This window comes from Candidatus Eisenbacteria bacterium, from assembly GCA_016930695.1.
GTDB lineage: Bacteria > Orphanbacterota > Orphanbacteria > Orphanbacterales > Orphanbacteraceae > JAFGGD01.
This window is the reverse complement of the sequence record JAFGGD010000034.1, coordinates 206,517-229,424: the sequence shown is the minus strand read 5'-3', so window position 1 is coordinate 229,424 and position 22,908 is coordinate 206,517. Positions and strand designations below refer to the sequence as shown.

The 22,908-nt window shown below is 65.1% G+C and carries 18 protein-coding genes and 1 pseudogene; all 19 read right to left on the bottom strand.

Annotated features, from left to right (window positions below):
* Nucleotide 1: 1 nt before the first annotated feature.
* Complete coding sequence (locus JW958_08450) at nucleotides 2-619, bottom strand: PilN domain-containing protein (GenBank protein ID MBN1826282.1); 618 nt, start codon at nucleotides 617-619, stop codon at nucleotides 2-4.
* A gap of 13 nt (nucleotides 620-632) precedes the next feature.
* A complete protein-coding gene (pilM, locus tag JW958_08445) occupies nucleotides 633-1,679 on the bottom strand; it encodes a type IV pilus assembly protein PilM (protein MBN1826281.1) in 1,047 nt (348 codons plus the stop codon).
* Between the two features lie 110 nt (nucleotides 1,680-1,789).
* On the bottom strand, nucleotides 1,790-4,657 hold the full coding sequence (locus JW958_08440) for a prepilin-type N-terminal cleavage/methylation domain-containing protein (GenBank protein ID MBN1826280.1): 2,868 nt from the start codon (nucleotides 4,655-4,657) through the stop codon (nucleotides 1,790-1,792).
* A 3-nt stretch (nucleotides 4,658-4,660) separates the two neighbouring features.
* Complete coding sequence (locus JW958_08435; protein MBN1826279.1) at nucleotides 4,661-5,149, bottom strand: GspH/FimT family pseudopilin; 489 nt, start codon at nucleotides 5,147-5,149, stop codon at nucleotides 4,661-4,663.
* Nucleotides 5,150-5,153: 4 nt separating this feature from the next.
* Nucleotides 5,154-6,710, bottom strand: coding sequence for a hypothetical protein (locus JW958_08430; protein ID MBN1826278.1), 1,557 nt, complete (start codon nucleotides 6,708-6,710; stop codon nucleotides 5,154-5,156).
* 5 nt (nucleotides 6,711-6,715) lie between these two features.
* The gene (locus JW958_08425) at nucleotides 6,716-7,171 is read right to left on the bottom strand and encodes a prepilin-type N-terminal cleavage/methylation domain-containing protein (protein MBN1826277.1); all 456 of its coding nucleotides are present in this window, start codon (nucleotides 7,169-7,171) and stop codon (nucleotides 6,716-6,718) included.
* 177 nt (nucleotides 7,172-7,348) lie between these two features.
* Nucleotides 7,349-8,725, bottom strand: a complete 1,377-nt coding sequence (locus JW958_08420) for a VCBS repeat-containing protein (GenBank protein ID MBN1826276.1) — start codon at nucleotides 8,723-8,725, stop codon at nucleotides 7,349-7,351.
* On the bottom strand, nucleotides 8,722-10,110 hold the full coding sequence (locus JW958_08415; GenBank protein MBN1826275.1) for a sigma-54-dependent Fis family transcriptional regulator: 1,389 nt from the start codon (nucleotides 10,108-10,110) through the stop codon (nucleotides 8,722-8,724). Before JW958_08415 ends, JW958_08420 begins: the two co-directional genes overlap by 4 nt.
* Before the next feature lie 79 nt (nucleotides 10,111-10,189).
* Nucleotides 10,190-11,533: a PAS domain-containing protein gene (locus JW958_08410; GenBank protein ID MBN1826274.1), complete on the bottom strand. Its 1,344-nt coding sequence runs from the start codon at nucleotides 11,531-11,533 to the stop codon at nucleotides 10,190-10,192.
* An 11-nt stretch (nucleotides 11,534-11,544) separates the two neighbouring features.
* A complete protein-coding gene (locus tag JW958_08405) occupies nucleotides 11,545-12,627 on the bottom strand; it encodes a hypothetical protein (protein MBN1826273.1) in 1,083 nt (360 codons plus the stop codon).
* Entirely contained in the window at nucleotides 12,627-13,391 is a 765-nt protein-coding gene (locus JW958_08400) for an ABC transporter permease subunit (protein MBN1826272.1), read from the bottom strand. Before JW958_08400 ends, JW958_08405 begins: the two co-directional genes overlap by 1 nt.
* 14 nt (nucleotides 13,392-13,405) lie before the next feature.
* Nucleotides 13,406-14,329, bottom strand: a complete 924-nt coding sequence (locus JW958_08395; protein ID MBN1826271.1) for an ABC transporter ATP-binding protein — start codon at nucleotides 14,327-14,329, stop codon at nucleotides 13,406-13,408.
* Nucleotides 14,330-14,829: 500 nt separating this feature from the next.
* Nucleotides 14,830-14,949: pseudogene (locus JW958_08390) on the bottom strand (prepilin-type N-terminal cleavage/methylation domain-containing protein).
* Nucleotides 14,950-15,237: 288 nt separating this feature from the next.
* Nucleotides 15,238-16,590, bottom strand: a complete 1,353-nt coding sequence (locus tag JW958_08385; protein ID MBN1826270.1) for a sigma-54-dependent Fis family transcriptional regulator — start codon at nucleotides 16,588-16,590, stop codon at nucleotides 15,238-15,240.
* A 68-nt stretch (nucleotides 16,591-16,658) separates the two neighbouring features.
* Nucleotides 16,659-18,362, bottom strand: a complete 1,704-nt coding sequence (locus JW958_08380; protein MBN1826269.1) for a PAS domain S-box protein — start codon at nucleotides 18,360-18,362, stop codon at nucleotides 16,659-16,661.
* A gap of 25 nt (nucleotides 18,363-18,387) precedes the next feature.
* Nucleotides 18,388-19,596, bottom strand: a complete 1,209-nt coding sequence (locus tag JW958_08375) for a type II secretion system F family protein (protein ID MBN1826268.1) — start codon at nucleotides 19,594-19,596, stop codon at nucleotides 18,388-18,390.
* Between the two features lie 15 nt (nucleotides 19,597-19,611).
* On the bottom strand, nucleotides 19,612-20,697 hold the full coding sequence (locus tag JW958_08370) for a type IV pilus twitching motility protein PilT (GenBank protein ID MBN1826267.1): 1,086 nt from the start codon (nucleotides 20,695-20,697) through the stop codon (nucleotides 19,612-19,614).
* Nucleotides 20,698-20,725: 28 nt separating this feature from the next.
* Entirely contained in the window at nucleotides 20,726-22,414 is a 1,689-nt protein-coding gene (pilB, locus tag JW958_08365) for a type IV-A pilus assembly ATPase PilB (GenBank protein ID MBN1826266.1), read from the bottom strand.
* A gap of 39 nt (nucleotides 22,415-22,453) precedes the next feature.
* Entirely contained in the window at nucleotides 22,454-22,903 is a 450-nt protein-coding gene (locus JW958_08360) for a helix-hairpin-helix domain-containing protein (protein MBN1826265.1), read from the bottom strand.
* Nucleotides 22,904-22,908 lie beyond the last annotated feature (5 nt).

Here is a 22,908-nt window from a genome sequence, read left to right as displayed (position 1 = left end):
TTTATCCCCCCTCCACCGGCGGAAAGAGCGACGCCAGCGTCGCCTCTCCCGGCTCGACGGAACCGGACCGGATCCCCCGCCCGGTGACGGAGAACTCCACGACCTTGTGCTCGCCGATTCGCTTTTCCTGGGTGATGGTCAGATCCACCTCCTCGAACAACTCGCTCTCGGCGAGACGATCGAGGAAGTCGGACACGGTCAGGTTCGAGAAGGTGTTCCCGGTGAGCAGCAGCTCTCCGCCTTCCTCGCGGGTTTCCTCAAGCTTCTCGATCCAGAGATAGCTGGGCACGCTCCGGTTCACCGCTTCCAGGAGGCGCACCGCCAGACGGCGATCCCGGTCGAGGGCGGCGAGCGCGTCCAGACGGTCCCGCACCTCTTCCTTCTCCTTGGTGAGTCGCTGGATTTTCTCCAGCGCCGGGGCGTAGTGGGCGAGGGTGGATTCCTCTTCCTGGACCGTCACGTCCAGCACCGTGACCCGGTGCTCCTGGACCATGGCGACGCTCAGCAGGACGAGCAGATAGATCACGGGCGCCACCGCGGCGGCGATCATCATCCAGTTCGGCGCCGCCGACTTGGTGGTGATCCGCTCTTCCCGCGGGATCAGGTTGATTCGGATCATCGTTCCCCTCCCCTCACCGCAACGCCAGGCCGACGGCCACCGCCAAGGCGGGACCGGTCAGCTCCGGGTCGGCGTCCCCGAACAGGGACGGATCGTGCAGCAGGTTGCGCAACGGGTTGGCGATCTCCACGGGCACGCCGAGCCGCTCCGAGAGGAACGAATGCAGGCCCGGAAGCAGCGCACCGCCGCCGGAGAGATAAGCGCGGGAGACATCGGAGGACCCGGTGTTTCCCTTCAGGTACGAGAGAGAGCGCTCTACGCCGAGAAGCAGATCCTGGCCGACCGTGTTCAGGATCGGCCCCACCGCGCCCGCATCCTCGTCGTCGACGGACGCGGCGATCCGCTCCGCTTCGCTCCGATCCACGTTCATCACGCGCTGGATCTCCTCGATGAAGGCGTTCCCCGCCACCGAGAGGTCCCGCGTGAAAAGGGGCGCGCCCCGGGAAAGGAGGCTCAGGTTGGTCACGCTCGCGCCCACGTTGAGGAGCAGGATCTTCTCTTCCGGCTCGATCTCATAATTCATCTCGAAAGAGTTCTGAACCGCCAGGGAATCCACGTCCACCACGAAGGGGACGAGCCCGGCGTCGCGGAGCAGCGAGGTGTGCATCTCCACCGTGTCCCGCTTGGCGGCCACCAAAAGGACGTCCATCTTCCCGTCGCCGATGTCGCCGAGGACCTGGAAGTCGAGGGAGACCTCGTCGATCCCATAGGGGACGTGCTGCTCCGCCTCCCAATAGATCGCCTCTTCCGCCTCCTGCTCGGTCATGGTATCCATGGTGATCCGTTTCACGATCACCGAGCGTCCGGAGATGGCGGAAACGGCGTTCCGTACCGTGATGCCGCTCTCCCGGAGAGTCTCCTGGAGGCATTCCACCACCACGTCGCGGTCCATCACTTCGCCGTCGACGATCGCGTCCTGGGGGAGCTGCCCCAAGCCGTAGTGGACGAGGCCGAGCCGACCTCCCTTGCGTGAGATTTCGACCGCTTTGATCGTGTGGCTGCCGATGTCGATCCCCACCGTGCCGGAGTCGGCCCGTAAAAAGGCGTCAAAGAAACCCATGGTCGTTCTCCCGTATCAGGTAGAGTCCTCCGGTTCTATCTATAGATCGGCAGGGGAACTCGAAACCTGAATAGGCAATTCGGCTTCGAATTCCCCCGCCAAAGGGCGGATTAGGGGACCATGCCCCCGCATCCGCAGGTGGGCTCGACGACCACGTCGTCGAAGTAGGCGGTATAGATGTCCCAGGCGTACAGACAGACATTGCCGGTCGCGATGGACCCGTCGTGGATCGTGGGGCCGATCCCCTCCCACTCGATCGGCACGCCGTCGACCCAGCAGCGGAAGGAGTTCCCGTAGGCGGCGACGGTCAGCGTGTACCAGACGCCGTTGTCCAAGTCGAAGTCGTAGGTATAGCCGAGAAGATCGAGCCCGCCGAAGTTCACCTTCTTCCGGAACTCGAGGAGATCGTAACCCGGGTAATACCTCAGGAGATAATAGGTTCCGGTATCCCGGTAGCGGACGTAGACGCCGACCCGGCGGGTGCTGCTGCCGCTCTCGACACGCATGCGCGCGGTGACGGTGTAGTCGCTCATGGAGAAGCCGATCGCGTCGGGCGTGATCCGGCTGCTGCTGGTCGTCTGCAGGACGTTGCTCGTCACGCGCCAGGTCGTGCCGGTCCGGGGGGTCCAACCGATGGGCGAACCGTTGGCCTGCGTGAAGTCATCATCGAGCAGGATCCCGCAGGGGGAGAGGGTGTTGGTGCAGGTCCCCTCCTGGGTGTGATAGGTCACGTCCACCACGTCACCGGTCATGGAACCGTTAAAAACGAGGGTCAGTTCCCGAGGATGCCCGAAATCCTCGTCCTCACCGAGAGTGAAATCGTCGATGTCGATCTCGGCGGGCGATCCTTGCGTCCCGGTCGGATCCTCGCCTGCGGATCCGTCCTCCTTCCAAACCGACGAGCCGCCCACCAGGATTTCCGTCAGGCCGGCCGCGCTGCCCCAGACCAGATCCATTTGATCCACGTCCAGATCCACTTCGCCGTCGTTGGCGATCTGATAACGGATGCGCCGTTGTCCGCTCCCCTCGGCGATCTCGGTGACGCAGGCCTTGACGATGTCGCAGGTGCCGCAGTAGGTCATGTCCGTGGCCGTCGCGTTCCCCTCGCTCAGGTGCGGCGGATCGCAGACGTCCACGCACTGCACCATGATCGAGTACTCCGTGCAGGCGTCCAGACCGCTCAACGTATAGACGGCGTGCACCGTATCCTGGTGGGCCACCGAGGCGTCCACGAAGACCGGTGACGGCCCCTGCGTCGCCCCGGTCCCATCGTACAAACCGGGAGAGCTCCCGTAGTAGACGTTGTATCCGGCCAGGTCGCAGTCGGTCAGGTTCGCGGGCCAGGCCAGATCCATCCTCTGGTCCCCCGCGGTCAAGGCGAGAGACGCCACCGGCTCGGGGACATATTCGTTGCAGGGGGCGGAGGTCCGCGCCGCGCTCTCCCGTCCGGGACAGACGACACCCCGGGTGCCGCAGGCGTCGATGGCGGCCAGATTGACGTAGTAGGTGGAACAGTCCTGCAGGCCGGAGATGATCTGGTCCAGCGGCGTAGTCCCCACGTCCATGGAATCGGTGTAGTAGCCGGTGGCGAGCCCCCAAAAGAGACGGTAGCCGCTGATGTCCCCCGACGAAAGCGAAGTGGCGTCTGTGCGCGTGGTCGGCGGGCTCCAGATGACGCCCACTTCGCCCGGGTTCGATCCCTCGTAGGCGAGTACGGTGGGCGGACAGGATGCGGCCGCGGGAAGGCTGATCGCCTGTTCACTCGAGCGTCCCCCCTCCATGCCGCACGCCTCGGCGGTGACCAGATAGAAGAAGTGCGCGCAGGAATCGCTCAGGAAATCGGTGTAGGAGGTATCGATCAGTTCGGCGACGACCAGGTTCGATATGGATGGGGTGAAGCCGGCGGTTTCCTCCCGGTAGACCCGGTAACTCACTTCGGCCGTGATCTGGGCGTCCAGCGTATCCTCCGTCACCGGCGACCAGTTGAGGGAGATGGCGCCGATCCCGCCGCCGACCTGGAAATTCGCCGGCGACTTGGGGGGCGCCGAGGAGCCCACCGTACCGTTCCGCCGGCAGGGGTAACTCTCCACGCCCGCGAGACTGGTGACGGTCACGTCCACGTAGTAAGAGAGCCCGCCGGTCAGATTCTTCACCGTCCAAGTATCCAGATTTCGGGCGAGCCGCGTGTCCAGCTTCATCGAATCCGTCCGCGTCCCGTAGTAGACCGAGTAGTGGGAGATGTCGTTGAACAACAGCTCGCTCCCGTCGGTGTTCGTCGTCGGCCGCGTCCAGGTGAGCGTGAGGGACTCGCAGTTCGGGCTCGACAAGTTCCCGCATCCGGGCGACTCCGGCCGGGGCATGGGCGGCGTGAAGGGGAGGTTCCGGGGGAACACGGTGGTCGTCGATGTCACGTCCAGATAGTTCCCGGCGGCGACGGCGTGGGCGGTTTGCGCGGTGATCGCCACTTCCACCTCGCTGACATGCTCCGGCTGCACGATGGGGAAGGACATGTGGTCTCCCTCCCGATCGAAGTAGGTGAAGGTGAGACCGCTGTCCGCCACGCCGTAGGCGATCGGCCCGGTGATCACCTCCGCGCCGGCGGTGTCCCAGACGGTGCGAAAGACGATCCGGTCCGACGGATTCAACGTACCCGAGTCGGGGGTGGACGTCAGATAGATCGCCACCATCTCGGCGCCGGGGACGGAATCGAAGAGATCGGCGACGAACACGATCGAATCGAGGCTGGCGAACACCACCGAGGGCTGGGTCGGATCCTTGCCGTAACTGATCTGCCGGAGATCGCCGGTGATCGACTCCATCGCCATGCGGGCGTTCTGCTGCGTCTCCACGAGGTCCCGTTGAGACTGGAAGGCGCTCTGCGCGCGGATCAACATCTGGTAAGAGAGCGCCGAGACCGCCGCGAGAATGACGAGAGCCACGGTGACCTCGACCAGCGTGAATCCTGCCTTGCCTTTCATCGGTCAGCCCCTTCTCGACATTCGGACGCGACCGGTCCGAATCAGCTGCACCGAGAGGGTCTCCTCCCGGGCGTCCCAGAATTCCACGGTCGCGGGCGCATCGTTCCTGTCCACGCTTCCCCTACCCAGGAAAAGGATGTCGTTGTTCGAGCCGCTCCCGCCGGCGCGAACGGAGAACTGCACGGTTCCGTCCACACGGACCGAGTCGACCGGGTCGAGCACCCAGGTGCCGGTCGTATCCTGCCGCTCGGTCCAATAACAGCGCCGCGCGGGATCGATGGTGAGGCGGTAGGGAATCCGCCGCCAAACCGCCTTCTGGCGGCAAAGGCGCATGGTGGAGGCGAGATCGTTCGCCTCCCGCTCCAGAGCGGGCCGCTTCCACGCACGGATCACCGTGGGGGCGGTCGCCACGGCGACGATCCCGATGACGGAGAGAACCACCATCAGCTCGGTCAGCGTGAATCCGCGCACTCGTTTTCGATTCCCCCTCATGGTCCTACTCCCCCGCCGCGTACATCTCCGCCCAGGCCTTGTCCTTCCACAGATTCAAGGGAACCGGGAAGCAGGGAGGCGGAAAGTCGGTGATGTCCATGTCGTAGTTATAACGACGCGTCGGGCCCGTGGCGGCCGCGAGCACGGTGCTCGCGTTCCAGGGGGCCGCGGAACCGCCGTCGTGGGTGATGATCGGCCCGTTGATGTTCAGTACCCAGGTGATGTCCTGGTTCGCGGCGGTGATCACCTCGTCCCAGCCGGTGCCGGCGCCCCCGTCATTGTTGTAGGGCGTCTCTCCCACGATCCCGTCCTGGTCCAGGTCGTAGTTGCCCGGCGCGACGGCGGGATGAGCGGAAGTGTTGGTGTTATAGGCCCGCCAGTTGGCGCCCACGGCCATCAGCGCCGCGTCGATGAAGACCACGCGATTGACGTTGCCGAGGTAGATGTAGTCCGCCGCGACGAGCCCGATGTTGACCGGTTCTCCCGAGCCGTTGGGGAGGCGGGTGACCTCGTCGTATCCGGTGTGTCCGGTGAGGATGTCCCCCTCCACGAAGATGTCGTCGGTGGCGAAGATGATCAGACTGCGCGCGCTCACTCCGTCCAGGCGCCCCCGGACGTATCCGTCTCCCTCGTAGAAAATCACGCCGTTGAAATCGGCGGAGCGGAGCGAACCGCCCGTGGTCGGGTCGTTCAGAGTCGCGCCGTTGTAGGCGACCAACGTGTCGCCGGTGCCGGCATCGATCACCTCGAAGTCGAAGAGGCCGAGGTCGATGGTTCCGTTCACGCCGACGCCGAGAGGATTCCAGCCCATGTAGAGACCGACGTGGCCGATCCCCTCGCAGTCGCACTCGCCGCCGGCGCCCTTCGCCTTGTTCCGCATGAGCGGCAGGTCGACCGAACTTTGCAGGTCGATGGTCGTCGCCGAATCGGTGTACCCCTTGTGGAAGATCGCCTCGTCCTTGTTGGTGATGCCGCGCGTGGCGGCGACCATCTCCAGGAACTCCACGTCCGTTCCGTCCGCGCAGCCGGAGGGAAGGCCGAGCGTGCCCCCCACGTAGACCTCGCCGGTCAGCACGGCGCCGCAGCCATAGGAGGTGCCCGCGTCCTCGACGAAGCGGGCGTATTTCAGGAAGCTGTCGTGCTGGATCTCCGCGCGGACCTGACGGAGGGCGTCCCCCACCCGTCCGACGGCGGTCAGGTTGAACACGTCTCCCGCGTAAGGGGAGGCGGACCCGGCGAGAGGAACGTCCGATTCACCGAAGACGTCATAGCTCCCCCCCCAATCGAGGGTGTCCGCGATCCGGAAATCGGGATAGCCGTTCCCGTTCTCGTCGTCGAACTCGAGGATTCGATCTTGGATTCCCCGCTTCGCCATCGCCAGTCCCGCCTCGGCGGCGTTCAGCGCCCGGGACCCTTCCCTCTCGTATGCGGCGACCCGTCTGTCCGTCGCCGAGAGAAGCGCCAGGGAAATCCCGAAGAGAGAAAGAGCGGTAAGCAAAAGCAAAGAGAGAAAAAGGCCGGAGCCCCTCTCATTTCCGAGAATGGATCGCTTAGTCCACATCGCCGTCAGCTCCCCATGCGGACCAGATAGGTGCCGGTCCGCATCGTTCTTTCCCGGCCCCTTTCGGTCCAGCTTGTGAGGATCTCCACCTCGATCAGCCCGTTGGTCAGCTGCGCCTTCTCGTTTTCGTCGAATACGTTGATTTCGCAGCGGGCGGTCGGCCCAAGATTCTCACGCATATGACGGAACCAGACGCGCACCTCATTCGGCACGCTGGCGCTGTCCGCCGTGTCGAGGCCGTCGAACTTGTCGGGCACATCGTCGAAATCGATGGAGCGCATCCGCTCGAGAATCTCGTTGGCGCTGTTCAGGGCGATCATGTCGTGCCGCCCCTGGCGGGAGTGCTCGATGCTGGTCACGAACAGCCTCCCCATGGCCAGAAACGCGAGAGCGAGAATCCCGACGGCGAATACCAACTCCACCAGGGAAAAGCCCTTTTCCTTGTTCTGTCGCGCGTCCATCTTTTCCTCCCGCCATGAGGAGTCGCAAGGTTCATTCCCATTACGCTCCCAATCGTCATGTCGGACCTAACCGCATATATCCTGGTTTGTTGCGATATTATCCTCGACCATATTCTTGGGGCGGAACACCTCTTTCCGGCAACGATTTGCCGACCTTCGCGGCAACCCCTTTCCGGTTTAGGGGCCGGAGAGGAGATCGGCGCGGGCGGGCCGGCCCGACGGCGGATGGGGGAGTTCGTACATCTTCCCCGATCCGTCTGCGAGCCAGATCCGGAACCGTCCCTCCACGGCCATGAGATCATCCACTCCGTTGCCGTCCCAGTCTCCCACCAGAAGATCCACCTCCGGCCCGTCGACGGGGAGCCGTTCGACCAGCCGCCCCTTCTCCCCTCCCGGATCGAGAAGGAAAACCTCCAAAGAGGATTGTCCCCCGCCGGCGAGGACCGCCAGGTCGGTGAGCCCGTCCCCATTCCAGTCGCCGGCGAGAAGACGGTGGACGTTCCTCTCCGGCAGACCGGGGAGATCGATCGGCTCGAGACGCTCGCCGAGGGGTTCCTCCTGCGGCACTTCGATCCGGAAGACGCCGCTGATCGCCGCCGCTCCTCCGTGGAGAAGGATCAAGGGGACGGGGCGTTCCTCTCCCGGGAGAGGAACGAAGAGGACCATCCTGCCGGACCCGGGAAGGGGGATCGTTCTCTCCCGGTCACGGTCGAAGCCCGCTCCTCGGCGGCCGGGCCACCAAACCAGCGTGGAGCGTTCCATCTCCAAAACCGTCGCCATCAAGTCCGGCACGTCGTCCCCATCGACGAAACCGACCGCCACCGACACCGGTATGCCGCGGACCGAGGCGATCACCTCGACCTCTCCCCTCCCGCGCCCGCCGACCCGGACGATCCGTCCGTCCAGCAACCCGATCAAGCAGGATCCGGGATCGCCCCCGGATCCAACGCAGGAGGCGCGGCCGCCGAAAGGAACGCGTTGCAGCTCCCGGAATCCTGTGGCGCCGCCACGGAGAACGAGATCCCCGTTCTCGTTGAAGACGACCGCGCGCGCTCCTTCGCCCGGCCCTCCGCGCAGGAGAGCGATCGCGTCCGCCCGGTCCCCGATGTCGATGGAATCGATGGCGGTCATCCCGCCTCCGCCGTCGGGCTCCCAGAGAACGAGATAGCCCTCCTCGTCGGCGCTCAGGACGTTCCAACGGTCATCCCGAACCACGATGGGAATCGAGCGCAGTCCGAAAGGATCCTCCCCGTCGATGAGGACCCGCACCAGAAGGGTCTCCTCCGGGACGAGAAAGAAAAGGGGGTGCTCCAAGAAGAGCGACCAGGCCCCTTCGCCGAGCGGACGGAAGGAGACGGCGAGGCTCTCCCCACCCGCGCGGGCGGTGAGGACGGGCGCCTCGGCGGGGGGGCGGCCGGTGTGCAGGAAGAAGGGGACGCGCCAGGCGCCGGCGGGAACCCGCGGGGCGTGAAGAAGGCGCTCCTCGGCCGGCGCGCCCCCCACCACCGCGACGAGCAGCATCAGCAGGACCGGCAGGTGTCCATTCCCCTTCATTCCAACCCGTACTCCTTCACCTTGGTCCAGAGGGAGCGATAGCTGATCTTCATCCGCCGCGCCGCCTCGCTCTTGTTGCCGCCGCACTCGCGAAGCACGCGGCCGATGATGTCCGCCTCCACCCGCCGAGTGACATTACGGACCGCCGCGTGCAGGTCGGCGGCGCCCGGTCCGAAATCGAAACGCTCCCGCGGGAGGGGAACCACGCCCGCGGTCGTGGCGGCGCCCGCCGCCGCCGGGCGGACCAGCGCCCCCGTGATCGTCTCCCCCTCGGCGAGGATCACCGCCCTCTCGAGAACGTTGCGCAGCTCCCGGATATTTCCCGGCCAGTCATAGGCGAGGATCGCCTCGGTCGCCTCCGGCGAGAGGCGGACCGGATCGCGCCGCAGCTCGCGGGAGTAGGCGGCGAGGAAATGCTCCGCCAGGACGGGAATGTCCTCGCGGCGCTCCCGGAGCGAGGGAAGACGGATGGGAAACACGTTGAGACGATAGTAGAGGTCCTCGCGAAAACGGCCCTCCGCCACGTCCTCTTCCAGATTCCTGTTGGTGGCGGTGATCAGGCGAACGTCCACGGGGATGCTCCGGGAACCGCCGAGCCGCTCCACCGAATGTTCCTCCAGCACGCGGAGGAGCTTGGACTGCAGGTCCGTTCGCAGCTCCCCGATCTCGTCGAAAAAGAGAGTGCCGCCGTCGGCGAGTTCGAATTTTCCCACCCGCAGGCGATCGGCGCCGGTGTAGGCGCCCTTTTCCGCGCCGAACAGCTCCGCCTCGATCAGATCCCGGGGCATGGCGGCGCAGTTGACCGCCACCATCGGATGGGCCGCCCGTGCGCTCCATCCGTGGATCGCGCGGGCGAAGAGTTCCTTGCCGGTGCCGCTCTCGCCGAGGAGAAGGACCGCCGCGTCGCTGCGGGCGACCTTCTCGGCGAGGCGAAGCGTGTCCCGGATCGCCGGTCCGGCGCCGACGATCACCGGCGCCTCGACGCCGGCCCGAAGGCCCCGGTTTCGCACCTCGAGAGTTCTCTTCTCCAGGGCGCGCTTCACGAGAAGAAGCAGGCGGTCGGTGTCGACCGGTTTGGTGACGAAATCGTAGGCGCCGTCCTTCATCGCCCGTACGGCGTTTTCCACCGTGCCGTAGGCGGTCATGACGATCACCGGCGCCAGAGGATCGTTCTCGCGCGCCGCGGCGAGCACCTGCAGGCCGTCCTTGCCGGGAAGGTTCAGGTCCGTCAGGACCAGCTCGAAGCTCTCATCACGGAGGCGTTCCATCGCCAGCTCGGCCGTGGGGACGCCGACGGCGCGGTACCCTTCGTCGGCGAGGGTCTCCTCCAACATATGGAGCGTCCCCGGCCGGTCTTCGACGACCAATAGCTTTCGGTCCGCCATAGGGCGGTCCTCCTCTCCTCTTCCGAGGATCGGCCCGAGGGGAGCGGGGGATGAGCGACTATCGGGAGAGGGCGGAGACTCAGAAGGATCCGTCCGGGACGGGCGTGACCGCCTCCTCCCTCTCCGGCGCGACCGCGGGGAGACAGAGGGCGAAACAGGTCCCCTCGCCGAGACGGGAATCCACGTCCACCGTTCCCCCGTGGGCGGCGATCACCTTCTGCACGAAGGGGAGACCGAGGCCGGTCCCTTCGGTCCGGGTCGTGAAGAAGGGATGAAAGATTTTGTCCCGAATTTCCTCCGGGATGCCGGGGCCGGTATCGGCCACCTCCAAAAGGACCCGGGCGCCGCGGGCCGCCTCGGGGCCGAGGTCCGGCGCAAGGGCGCGGCCGCGCACGACCAGCTCGCCTCCACCGGACATCGCCTCCCAGGCGTTCCGGGCGATGTTCCGGAGCGCCTGGGCCAGGAGCGCCCGGTCGCCGCGAATCGGCAGCAGATCGGAGGGGACGTCGAGGCGAATCCGGATCGGACGCTCCCCGCGCTGTTCGAGGAAAGGAATGAGTACCGTGCGGACCAGTTCGTCGGCCCGGATCGGTTCCATCCGGATTTCTTGTGGTTTTAAGTATGTTCTCATCTCGTTCAGGATCCGCGCCATCCGATCCGTTTCGCCGCGGATCTCCAGCGCCAACGGCTCGATGCGCTCGTTCCCCGCGGCGCGACGGGCGATCAGTTTGGCGAGACCCGAGAGGGCCTGGAGGGCGTTGCGGAACTCGTGGGTGATCCCGGCGGAGATCTCCCCCATCGCCGCGAGGCGCTCCTTCATCTCCACCTGGGCGTGGAGCCGCTTCGTCTCCGTAACATCGTCGACGACGAAGATGACGCCCACCGCCTGCCCGCTTCTCCCGGGCAGGGCGGAGACGCGGAGTTCCACCCAGCGCGCCTCCTCGCCGGCGCGCCGGATCTTCAACTCCCTCCTTCCGCTCGCGGGCTCGCCCGCCGCCACGGCGAAGTGGATCCGGTGAAGGGGGTGCTTGGGGCCGAGCAGCTCGCCGAGCCGCTTTCCGCGGCCCGCCTCGGCCGGAAGCCCCAGAATCGCCGCCGCCGCGCCGTTCAGCGCCGTGATCTCGCCGCGGCGGTTGCACGCCATCACGCCTGTGCTCATCGACTCCAGAATGCTCTGGTGATAGCGGTCGAGGAACGACGCGCGGCGCTCCGCGCGGGAGTAGAGATCCCGAAGATCGCTCTCGCTCTCCCGGATCCCCCGGACCACGTCGTTCACCGTGCCGAGCAGGAACGTGGACGGGTCCGGCCGCGGCTCGCGCCCGTGAAGCGCCCGGGCGATCCGACCGATCGCCCAGGGGAAGAAGAAAAGCAGAAAAGCCCCGATGAAGAGAAGCAGCGGCAGGATCCGAACCAACGCTTCCACCGTCCGCCCCCCTATCCGGTCCGATCGTCCGACGGATCGGACATGCGGAGAAAATCGAAACGGACCCGCACCGCGCCGTCCCGCGGATCGATGGAATAGCGGGCGCCGAAATCGTCCGGGACGCGGTCGAGCAGACCCGCGGCCACGACCTCCTCCAGGTCCCGAGGCGACCGGCCGTGGAGGGAGCGGAAACGGTCCGCCGCCCCCTGGAGGATCTGTTTGTCGTGACGAACCCGCATGGCGAGCAGATGGGCCGACCGCACCTCGCCCGTGGCGGGGCGGATCAGATAGGGAACGCCGAAGGGGTCGACGGGCGCCTCGGTGACGAATCCCTCCGCCGCCAGTTCCTCCATGCTCCGCGGAAATCGGCCCCGGCGATCGCGGAAAACGCGGGCGAACTTCGCGATCCGGGTGGTGTCCTCCGCGACGGTGATGGCGGAGAGGGCGAACCGCGCCGCTTCCCGGTAACGGTCGTTTTCGGTGGTGGCGAGCATCTCTTCCCAGAGCGCCCGCGCCGCGTCCAGCCTTCCGGTCTTTTTCTCCGCCATGGCGGCGAAGCGCGCGGCCCTCTTCCGGTCCCCGGGAAGGCGCGCCGCCTGACGGAAAGCGGCGGCGGCGAGGTCGTAGTCTTCGTTCAGGTAGTAGTGGAAACCGAGATCGAAGTGCAGCTCCCAGTTCTCCGGATTCTCCCGGATCCCCTTGCGGAGAAGATCATATCCGCGGCCCGGTTCCTTGGCGTCCTCCACCACCACCAGGGCGCCGAAGCGGTACGCCTCGAGGAATTGCGGATCCAGATCGGTGAGTACATCGAACACATGCGCCGCCTTGTCGAAGACCATATCCGTCTGCTTGTGCTTGCCGTAGTACTGGATCGCTTTCAGCCAGAGCAGATCGGCGGTGACGTGGCGAAAGCCGGCGACGGCCTGCCGCAGAAAGCGCCCGGAGGGGTAGAGCGCCAGTTCCTCCTCGATGTCCGTCCCGATCCGGGCCGCCTCGATCCGCTGCCCGAGCGTCGCGTTCACCAGGAGAGAGAGACAGGCGAGCGTAAGCAGCGCCGCCGGCAGCTCGACGGTCTTCGGAAAACGCACGCCCATCACTGCAGGTCCTTCCTCCGGAAGAGCACGGCGGCGACCAGCACCACGCCGGCGGTGTACACGAGGCCGTAGAGAGTGGCGTTCCCCACGAGCGCCGGTTCGATCGTCTTCCCGTACACCGCCATTCCTTTTACGTCAAAATACTCCAGATTGGGTAGAAGCAGGCAGACAGCCCGGGTGAGCCACGCCGCGGCGTCGGAGGGGAGCATCTCCGCGAAACCGCGGATGTCCGAAACCAGATGTCCGACGAAGTACACGGAAAGAGTGAAGCAGGCGCTGACCACGGGCGACGCGATGGTGGAGAAGAGAATCGAGAAGGCGGCCACCAGAAACAGCTCCAGCCCGATCATGTAGATCGCGGCGAGATGAGCCCACCGGAGCGAGTGGAGGTGGAAATGGACCAGCAGCCCGAAGAAGACCGCCATGATCGCCACGTTCAGCGCCAGCGTGAGCACCATGCCGAGGTACTTCCCCACCACGTACTCGGTCCGTCCGACCGGGCGGGCGAGCAGGGTATAGATGGTGCGGCGTTGGACCTCCCGATGGACCAGGCTGGCGCCGACGAAAGCCGAAAGCAGGATGCCGATGGCGGAGATCGCCGCGAGCCCCACGTCCTTGATCACCTTGTCCTGCTGGCCCGCCGCGAGGGCGCTCACCACGAGAGAACTTCCGATCAGGGCGGCGGCGAAAAAGAGAGAAACCAGAAAGACCCGGTCCCGAACCGTTTCCCGGAGCGTGTGCAGCGCGACCTCGGCGATTCGCATCTCTTCTTCCCCCCCTAAGCCCGGTCCACCGCGGTGACGCGCGCCTGAACGTTTTCCACATAAAGTTGCTCCAAGGACTCGCGCCGGGTCTCCACGGCCGTGATCCGGCCGCCGGCGACGGCGACGCGCTCCCGGAGCCGCGGCAGATCTTCCTCCCGCCGGAGGGCGATCCGGACCGCCTCGCCGACCCGCACGATCCTCTCCGCCGCCGTGTCCCCCGCCCGAAGCGCCTCCGGATCGAACCCCTCGGCGCTCACCTCGATCCAGCGCGCCTCGCTCCCCTCCACCTCACGCACGATCCGCCCGTCCACGAGAAAACCGGCGCGGTCGCAGATCCGCTCCACGTCTTCGAGGATGTGCGAGGAGAGGAGCATCGTGACCCCCTCCCCTTTCAGCTCCTGCATCAGCTCCCGGAGTTCCTTCCGCCCGATCGGGTCGAGGCCGGAGAGGGGCTCGTCCAACACGAGGATCTCCGGGCCGGCGACCAGCGCCTGGGCGAAGCCGATCCTCTGCAGCATCCCCTTCGAATAGGTAAGGACCCGCCGGTGCTCCGCCTTCGACAGGCCCATCCGTTCGATCCACCGGCGCGCGCTCCTCTCCGCCTCCCCCCGGTCCAGGCCGGAGAGGCGGCCGTAGTAACGCACCAGCTCGCCGCCGGTCAGATGGGGGAAGAAGTAAGGGTGCTCGGGAAGATAGCCGAGGCGCGCCCGGGAGCGCGGGTCGCGGGTGGAGACGCCGTTCACCTCCGCCGTCCCCCGGTCCGGCCGTATGAGATCCAGGAGGATCTTCATGGTGGTCGTTTTGCCGGCCCCGTTCGCCCCCAGAAGCGCGTAGGTCTCCCCGCGGCGGACATGCAACGAAAGGCCCCGGAGCGCGGGCCGGCGCCTCCGGAGAAAATCGGTTCGGAAGGTCTTCTCGATTCGGTCCAGTCGGATCACGTTCTCCCCCCTGACACGGGCGTCCGGGGCGCACCGCCGCCGAACGCTCTCCTCTTCCTCACCATCGGCATTTCCGGAGAAAAGAAAAAGACCCCGAACGGGCCTGATGCGGAGTCTCGGTTGCGGGATCGGCGGTCCGTCGGGGTCGAAAAACCGGCGGAGGGGCCGCGGGGCCCCTCCGCCGTCGGCTACTAGCCGTTGGTCAGCTGGAGGCTGAGGAATCCGGCCGGATCCTCGCCCCGGCCTTCGATCACATAGCCGGTCACGCCCGCGGTGGTCGCGGCGATGGCGCCCGCGTTGCCGGCGGGGGCCGCGTTCCAGTTGAAGACCGTCGCGACGCCCGAGAAGGGGTTGCTCGGGTACGCGCCGCCCGGAAGCAGGTCGACCAGGGTGTCGCCGCCCGGGGTCGCGTCGGCGGCCGCGGTCGGGTACACGCCGTCGGTCAGGACGCTGTAGTCCTCGAACCCGAGCTGAATCATGTGCATGTTCCCCTTGACGCCCGCTTCCTTGGCACGGCTCTGCATGGAAACGAAGTTCGGAATGGCGATCGCGGCCAGGATACCGATGATGACGACCACGATCATGAGCTCGATCAGGGTGAATCCTCGTTGTCCTCTCATGATGTTCCTCCCATCTGAACTTACCCGAACAGTAGGGTGAATCCCGGACCCCTCGGCTGCTCTTCCCAAGGTGAATTTTTCCTCTGGAAGCCCGGGATCCAACCCCGTTTTCTTTTCTCATCCAATCGAAGTAATGAGCAAGGGGTGTGCCAAGGAGGTCTTGGGAAAACGGTCTTGGAACCGCCGACGGGGGCTTACGTTAGAGAGGGGCCTTTCGGCCCCTCTCTCGGGAAGATCTACCGGTCGTCGCAGAATGCGAGAAACGGGGAGAAGTGTGCAACGGGCCTCCTACCGTTCGATCCCGTATCGCTGCAACTTCCGGTATAGAGTAGAAGTATTTATACCCAGAATGGATGAAGCCTTTCGTTTCTGCCAGTTCGTCTCGTCCAGGACCCGGAGGAGATGCCTCTTCTCCAGATCGTGCAGGGTCATGTTGATCACGTCCACGTTCTCGTCCAGGTGCGATCCCTCGTAGTGGTTGCGGATCCGGGGCGGCACGTCCTCGGGCGTGATCCGGTCCTCCTCCTGGAGAATGACCATCCTCTCCACGATGTTCTCCAGCTCCCGCACGTTCCCCGGCCATTCGTAACGCATCAGGAGATCCATCGCCTCCTTGTCGATTCGCTTGGCGCCGGTCGGGTCGCAGCGCTTGAGGAAGTGGTCCACCAGAAGGGGGATGTCCTCCATCCGCTCGCGGAGCGGCGGAATATGAATGGGGATCACGTTCAGCCGGTAATAAAGGTCCGCCCGGAAAGTCCCCTCCTTCACCCTCTGCTCCAGGTCGGCGTTGGTGGCCGCCACGAGCCGGACGTTCACGCTGAGGGGGCGGGTGCCGCCGACGGGGATGATCTCCCTCTCCTGCAGGACCCGGAGCAGTTTCACCTGGATCGCCGGGCTCGTCTCCCCCACTTCGTCGAGAAGGAAGGTCCCCCCCTCGGCGACGGCGAAGAGCCCCTCCTTGTCGCGGACGGCGCCGGTGAAGGATCCCTTCACGTGTCCGAAGAGTTCGCTCTCGAGAAGGTTCTCCGGAAGAGCGCCGCAATTGATGGAGACGAAGGATTCCTCGGCGCGGGGGGAGGCGTAATGAATTTCCCGGGCGATCAGTTCCTTGCCCGTGCCGCTCTCCCCCTGAACCAGGATGGTCGAGTCCGAGACGGCGACGCGGCAGACGAGACGGAAGACCTCCTCCATCTTCTCGCTGCTGCCGATCATCTTGCGGCTGTCGTGCCGCATGCGGAGTTCCCTCTTCAGCATACAGTTCTCGCGGCGGAGCTTGCGGTGCTCCAGCGCCTTGCGGATCACCAGCTTGATCTCTTCGTTCTTGGCCTGCTTGGTCAGGTAATAAAAAGCGCCGCGGTTCACGGCCTCGATGGCGGTTTCCTGGGAAGCGTAGGCGGTGAGGATGATGACGGGGAGGGTGGGGTCCACGTTGTGGACGCCGGCGAGGACGTCCAGTCCGTCCATGCCGGCCATGCGGATATCGGTGATCACCGCGCCGTACTCTTCCTCCGACGCGAGACGAATCGCCTCCTTTCCGCTCTCCGTCGACCGAACGTCGTACCCCTCCTTTCGCAACATGATCGAAAGGAACTGGCACATGCTCTCCTCGTCGTCCACGATCAAAATTTTTACCTGAGCCATCCCGCAACCCTCTGTTCTTTTTCGCCTACACTTCCCGCCTTCGAACTCTTTAAACGTCCGGATCGCCTCTAGGCGCCGGCGGCGCAGCTTTCGCGGACCCGCGCGCCGTCCCAGGGGAGATAGACCGTGAAGGTCGTTCCCTCCGGACCGCTCGTGCATTCGATCTTCCCGTTGTGACTGAGCGCCGCTTTTTGGGCCATCGCCAGGCCGAGACCGACGCCGCCTTTCTTGGTCGTGAAGAAGGGGCGGAACAGGTTCCGCCGAACCTCCTCGGAAACGCCGGGTCCCTTGTCCGTGACGCGGACGGCGATCGCCCGGTCGGGCCCGCTGTCCGGCGCGCTCCGGAAGTCCTCGACCTCGCCGACTTCGACGACGAGTTCGCCTTTTCCACCCATCGCCTCCGCGCCGTTCACCGTCAGGTTCAAGAAAATGGAGCGGAGCAGTTCCTCGTCGGCTGCCAGCTCCGCGCCCGGCCTTTCCGAACGGAGAAGAACCCGCACACCCGGACCCACTTTCGGATGGGCGCGGAGGTTCTCCACCAGGTCCTCGAGAAACGCCGTCAGATCGATGCGCGCCCGTCCCAGGGGGCGATTGCGGGCGAAGTCGAGAAACTCCTCGACGATGCGGTGCAGGCGGTCCGACTCCCGCACGATCAGTTCGAGGAGTCTGCGGTTCTCTCCGGTCACGTCCAGTTCCCCCTGGAGCACCTGAATCGATCCGCTGATCGTAGCGAGGGGGTTGCGGATCTCGTGGGCGATCCCGGCGGAGAGTTCGCCCACCGCGGCGAGCCGGTCGGCGTGTCGGATCTGCTCCTCCATCTTCCGCACATCCGTCAGATCCTGGAAGATGGCGACCACCCCGGCGGTCCCTCCTTTTTCATCGTGCAGCGCCGAGGCGCTCACCCCGATGGGGACCACATCCCCGAAAGGAGTGATCAGGTCCGTCTCCCGCCGGGCCACCGCGGCGCCTCCATCCCGGATTCCCTCCACCATCTCCGCCAGGGCGGGCGACAGATTCTCGAAAACCGCGCGGCAGGGACGGGCGGAAACGGCGCAGGCGGAGAGCCCCGCGATCTGTTCCGCCGCGCGGTTGAAGTGAACCACGCGACCCTCCCGGTCCACCGTGAGAAGACCGCTCGAGAGGGAGCGCAGGATCTGGTCCGTGTCCAGATGGACTTGGCGGAGCCGGGAACGAACCGCGGCCAGCGCCTCGCCTCCCCGGCGCACCCGAAAGGAGAGGTAGCCGGAGAGAAGCGCCACCAGAAGGAAGGTGATCGCGTAAAGGCCGACCTGCAGGGTGAGGTAACGTCCCGCCTCGCTATCGAAGGCGAAGGAGGAGCCGGACGTCGCGAAAAGCGCCCCCTTCTCCCAGGCGAGGAGCATTCCGTAGGCGGCGGCGGAGAGCGACGCCAGAAAGGCGGTTCCGCGAAGGAGGAGGAAGGCGGAGCCGGAAGTAATGATCAGGATATAAAGGAGAGCGAAGGGAGACGCGGCGCCTCCGGTGTAGTGGATGATCCCCGTCGCGAGACCCACGTCCGCCAGGAGCTGCACCCAGGCCTGGAAAACCAGGCTCTTCCCCTTCCGCGCCGCGAGCCAGTAGACGGCGGAGAGAATGGTGGTGATCCCCATAAGGGCGTAGAAGGGCCGGAGCGGCTGATCCGTGTGACCGTGCAGGATCAGCACGCCCGTGCCGGAGATCGCCAGCACCACCAGGAGCCGGAGATAGATCAGGGTCAGAAACCCCTTGCGCGTCGTCGCCTCGTTTCCCCGCATCCTTTCGATTCGCTCCTCTTCCGCCCTACTGGGCCATAATCACGTTCACCATCTTGAAGATGGGCAGATACATGGCGACCACCATGCCGCCGACCACTCCGCCCATCATCACGATCATGAGCGGCTCGATGATGGAGGTCAGGCCGTCCACGGCGGTATCCACCTCTTCTTCGTAGAAATCGGCGATCTTCCCGAGCATCTCGTCCAGGGCGCCCGTGTCCTCTCCGATGGAGATCATCTGCACCACCATGGGCGGGAAAACCTCGCTCGCCCGGAGCGGCTCCGCGATGGTCTGCCCCTCCCGGATGCTCGCGCGGGTGTCCATGATCGCGTCATGCACGATCATGTTCCCGGAGGTGCGGGCGGTGATATGGAGGCCGTCCAGAATCGGAACACCGCTGGAGATGAGCGTTCCCAGCGTGCGGGTGAAGCGCGCCACCGCGCTCTTGCGGAGAATGTCGCCGATCACCGGAATCTTGAGGAGGCCCGCGTCGACCTTCCGTTTCCCCTTCTCGGTGGCGTTGTAGCGCTTGAACATATAAAAAGACCCCGCGGTGACCCCGAGGAGCAGATACCATTTCGTTCGCAGAAATCCGGAGAGCCCCATCACGATCCGCGTGGGAAGGGGGAGGGTTCCGCCGAAGTCGGAGAACATCTTCGCGAAGGTCGGAATGACGAAGATGAGAAGGAACACGGTGGCGAGCACCGCCACGCTGAGCACGACCGCCGGATAGACCATGGCGGTCTTCACCTTCCGCTTCAGGGCGTCCAATTTCTCCAGGAAGGTGGAGAGACGCTGCAGGATCACGTCCAGGATACCGCCCGCCTCGCCCGCCTCGACCATGGAAATGTACAGTTCCGTGAAGACGTCTCGGTGTTTCCCCATCGACTCGGCGAGGGTGGAGCCGGACTCGACGTCGTGCATCACCGCGCCGACCACGCCGCGCAGACGATCCTTGGTCACCTGCCGGGAGAGGGTCTCCAGACACTGCACGATGGGCAGGCCGGCGTTGATCATGGTGGCGAACTGCCGGGTGAAGACCGACAGGTCTCCCGTGTTCACCCTCCCACGCCTTCCTCCATCCTGCTTGGTCCGCTTCTCCTTCACCTGCGTGGGGATCACGTGGCGTTTCCGGAGGACGTTATTCAGCTCCCTCCGGTTGTCGACGGTGAGTTCGCCCGAAAGCCTCTCCCCCGCCGCGGTCTTCCCTTTCCATTCATAGGTAACCGGCACCGGTCACCCTCCCTTCTAGCGGCGTCCGGCGGGCGCCATGGTCCGTCCGAACATCTGCTCCAACTCGTTCGTGTCCGGACTCCGCTCCATAGCCGCCTCCCGGGAAAGATGTTTCCGGCGGACGGCGTGAAAGAGCGATTGGTTCATGGTCTGCATGCCGTATTTCGTTCCGGCCTGCATGAGGCCGTAAATCTGATGAATCTTCCCTTCTCGGATCACGGCGCGGATCGCCGGGGTGCAGACGAGCACCTCCGCGACCATCACCCGCCCGGGCCCGTAGCTCTTGGGAACAAGCTGCTGACACACCACCCCCTGAAGCACGAAGGCGAGCTGCGCCTGCACCTGGTTCTTCTGGGACGAAGGGAAAACGTCCACGATGCGCGTGATCGACTCGGAAGCGGAGTTGGTGTGGAGCGTGGCGAGCGCCAGATGCCCCGTCTCGGCGATGGTCAGGGCGGCCGCGATCGTTTCCAAGTCGCGCATCTCGCCGATCAGAATCACGTCCGGGTCCTGCCGCAGCACGTATTTGAGCGCGCTGGGGAAGGAATTCGTGTCGGTCCCCACCTCCCGCTGGTCCACGGTGGAGTTTTTATGCTTGTAGACGTATTCGATCGGATCCTCGATCGTGATGATGTGGGATTTTTGCTCCTCGTTGATCTTGTCGATGATCGACGCGAGCGTGGTCGACTTGCCGCTTCCGGTCGGCCCGGTCACCAGAATCAAGCCCTTCTGCTTCTCCGCGAGTTCCTGCACCACCGGCGGCAGGCCGAGTTCCTCGAAGCTGAGGATCTCGAAGGGGATCGACCGGATCGCCACCGAAACGACGCCCCGTTGAAGGAACACGTTCGCCCGATAGCGGGAAAGCCCCTTGATCCCGAAAGAAAGATCCAGTTCCTTCTCGTTCTCGAAGCGCTTCCTCTGATCCTCGGTGAGGATCGAATAGGCAAGCTGCAGGGTCGTCTCCGGCGTGAGCGACTCGCCGGTCCGGCTGGAGGTCAGATTCCCGTCGACCCGGAGTTGGGCCGGGTGGCCCGCCGAAAGGTGGAGATCCGACGCCCCCCGCTCCATCATCTCTTCCAACAACGTGCGTAGCGATGCCATTCCTTACCCCGATTCGCGCGGCGGATCGTCAGACTGCCGCCGTTTCCCGAATGATCTCCTCGATCGTGGTGATTCCCTTTTCGATCTTGGTAATGCCGTCTTGGCGCAGCGTGAGCATCCCCTCCTCTTGCGCCTTCTTTCGGATCTCTTCCGCCGATTTCCGGTCCAGGATGAGCTGCGAGATGGCCGGCGAGATCGGCATCACCTCGTAGAGGCCGAGCCGGCCGGAGTAACCGGATTGATTGCACACCTCGCAGCCCGCTCCCTGCCGGAAAACGATGTCCTTCGCCCATTCCGGTGTGACGCCCAGCTCGGCCAACGCTTCCGGGTGTGGGGTGACCTCGGCGGCGCACTTCGAACACACCTTCCGCACGAGCCTCTGGGCGAGGATCAGACGCACCGAGGAGGAAACCAGGAAAGGCTCCACCCCCATGTCGACCAAACGGTTGATGGTGCTCGGCGCGTCGTTGGTGTGAAGGGTGGAGAGCACCAGGTGGCCGGTCAGCGCCGCCTTGACGGCGATCTCGGCGGTCTTGTAGTCGCGGATCTCGCCGACCATGATGATGTTCGGGTCCTGCCGCAAAAACGCCCGGAGCGCCGAATCGAAGGTGAGCCCCGCCTGCTCGCGGATCGCGACCTGGTTGATTCCCTCCAGGTTGTACTCCACCGGATCCTCGGCGGTCATGATGTTGGTGGTCGGGTCGTTGATGGTGGAGAGAGCCGAATAAAGGGTGGTCGTCTTTCCGCTTCCCGTCGGTCCGGTCACAAGCACCATGCCCCACGGAGAGCGAATCGCCCTTTCGAAGTTATTCAGAGCCAAAGGATCGAACCCGAGCTTGGTGAGATCGATGTTCAGGTTCGACTGGTCCAGCACCCGGAGAACGATCTTTTCCCCGAAGAGAGTGGGGAGCGAGGAGACGCGGAGGTCGATGGTGCGGTTCTGGATCCGGATCTTGATGTTGCCGTCCTGGGGGACCCGCTTCTCGGCGATGTCCAGGCTGGCCATGATCTTCATGCGGGAGGTGATCGAGTTTTTCATGCGGATCGGCGGGGTCATCACCGTGTACAGCGTGCCGTCGATGCGGAAACGGACCCGAAGGAGCTTTTCGAAGGGCTCGATATGGATGTCGCTCGCCTTTCGCTGCACCGCCTCGGCGATGATCGAATTGACCAGCTTGACCACCGGCGCGTCGGAGGCGTACTCGGAGGCGCCCTCCGACTCCTCGTCGGTATCCACCACCTCCACCTCGTCCTCCTCGAAATCCTTCATCAGGTTCTCGAGCGCTTCGGAGGAGTTGTCGTAGGCGTTGCCGATCGCCGCGCGGAGGCGGGACTCGGTGGCGACCAGGGGGCGCACCTCGAGACCGGTCAGGAACTTGATGTCCTCCACCGCGTAGATGTTGCTCGGATCGGCCATGGCGAGATGAAGAATACGTCCCTCGCGGCGGAGCGGAAGAACGCTGAACTTGGAGCAGATGTCGCTCGAAACGAGATCGAGCACGGTCCGATCGATCCGGCTCTCGTCCAGTTCCGCGCCCGGCACCTTGAACACCCGGCTGAGGAACTGGACGAGTTCCGTCTCCTCGACGTAGCCGAGTTCGACCAGGCAGCGATCGCTCGGCTGGTGGGTCGACTCCATCTGTTTGAGAACGCGCTGCTGTTGTTCGGGCGAGATCACTTCCGCCTGAACCAGCATGTCCGTCAGATCGTAGCTCATGCGCCTCCCGTCGCCGCCCCCCCCGAGGGACGATTCGGATCAACGCGGGGATTGCGATCCATCCGCTTCTTCAGGAGCGGCCCCCTTCGATCCTTCTTCCGCTCCGGCTCCTCCCTCCCCACCGACGACGACGAGAAGGGAATCGATCCGCGCCAAGGTCTTCGGTCCCAGTCCGGGCACCCGGAGAAGATCCCGAACACTTCGAAAGGGGCCGTGCCGTTCCCGCCACTCCACGATCCGGTTCGCCCGGACCGGACCGATGCCGGGGAGTCTCTCCAGCTCCGCGGCGTCGCAACGATTCAGTTCAATCGGCGGTGGGGGGCCCGGCGCTCTCTCTTCCTCTCCGAGTCCGACCGGCTCCGCTTGCGTCGTGGGGAGATCCACCGGCGGACCCGCCGCTCCCGCCCCGCGACGCCACCTCTCCGCGACACAACCGAAGAGGATCAACCACGCCAGACCCACGATCACCCAACGCTCCTCACGCGTCATCGCGC

Excerpts from the sequence above, each read along its gene's own strand:
- JW958_08450 (MBN1826282.1), bottom strand. The coding sequence starts at position 619 with ATGATCCGAATCAACCTGATCCCGCGGGAAGAGCGGATCACCACCAAG.
- pilM (MBN1826281.1), bottom strand. The coding sequence starts at position 1,679 with ATGGGTTTCTTTGACGCCTTTTTACGGGCCGACTCCGGCACGGTGGGG.
- JW958_08440 (MBN1826280.1), bottom strand. The coding sequence starts at position 4,657 with ATGAAAGGCAAGGCAGGATTCACGCTGGTCGAGGTCACCGTGGCTCTC.
- JW958_08435 (MBN1826279.1), bottom strand. The coding sequence starts at position 5,149 with ATGAGGGGGAATCGAAAACGAGTGCGCGGATTCACGCTGACCGAGCTG.
- JW958_08430 (MBN1826278.1), bottom strand. The coding sequence starts at position 6,710 with ATGTGGACTAAGCGATCCATTCTCGGAAATGAGAGGGGCTCCGGCCTT.
- JW958_08425 (MBN1826277.1), bottom strand. The coding sequence starts at position 7,171 with ATGGACGCGCGACAGAACAAGGAAAAGGGCTTTTCCCTGGTGGAGTTG.
- JW958_08420 (MBN1826276.1), bottom strand. The coding sequence starts at position 8,725 with ATGAAGGGGAATGGACACCTGCCGGTCCTGCTGATGCTGCTCGTCGCG.
- JW958_08415 (MBN1826275.1), bottom strand. The coding sequence starts at position 10,110 with ATGGCGGACCGAAAGCTATTGGTCGTCGAAGACCGGCCGGGGACGCTC.
- JW958_08405 (MBN1826273.1), bottom strand. The coding sequence starts at position 12,627 with ATGGGCGTGCGTTTTCCGAAGACCGTCGAGCTGCCGGCGGCGCTGCTT.
- JW958_08400 (MBN1826272.1), bottom strand. The coding sequence starts at position 13,391 with ATGCGAATCGCCGAGGTCGCGCTGCACACGCTCCGGGAAACGGTTCGG.
- JW958_08385 (MBN1826270.1), bottom strand. The coding sequence starts at position 16,590 with ATGGCTCAGGTAAAAATTTTGATCGTGGACGACGAGGAGAGCATGTGC.
- JW958_08380 (MBN1826269.1), bottom strand. The coding sequence starts at position 18,362 with ATGCGGGGAAACGAGGCGACGACGCGCAAGGGGTTTCTGACCCTGATC.
- JW958_08370 (MBN1826267.1), bottom strand. The coding sequence starts at position 20,697 with ATGGCATCGCTACGCACGTTGTTGGAAGAGATGATGGAGCGGGGGGCG.
- pilB (MBN1826266.1), bottom strand. The coding sequence starts at position 22,414 with ATGAGCTACGATCTGACGGACATGCTGGTTCAGGCGGAAGTGATCTCG.
- JW958_08360 (MBN1826265.1), bottom strand. The coding sequence starts at position 22,903 with ATGACGCGTGAGGAGCGTTGGGTGATCGTGGGTCTGGCGTGGTTGATC.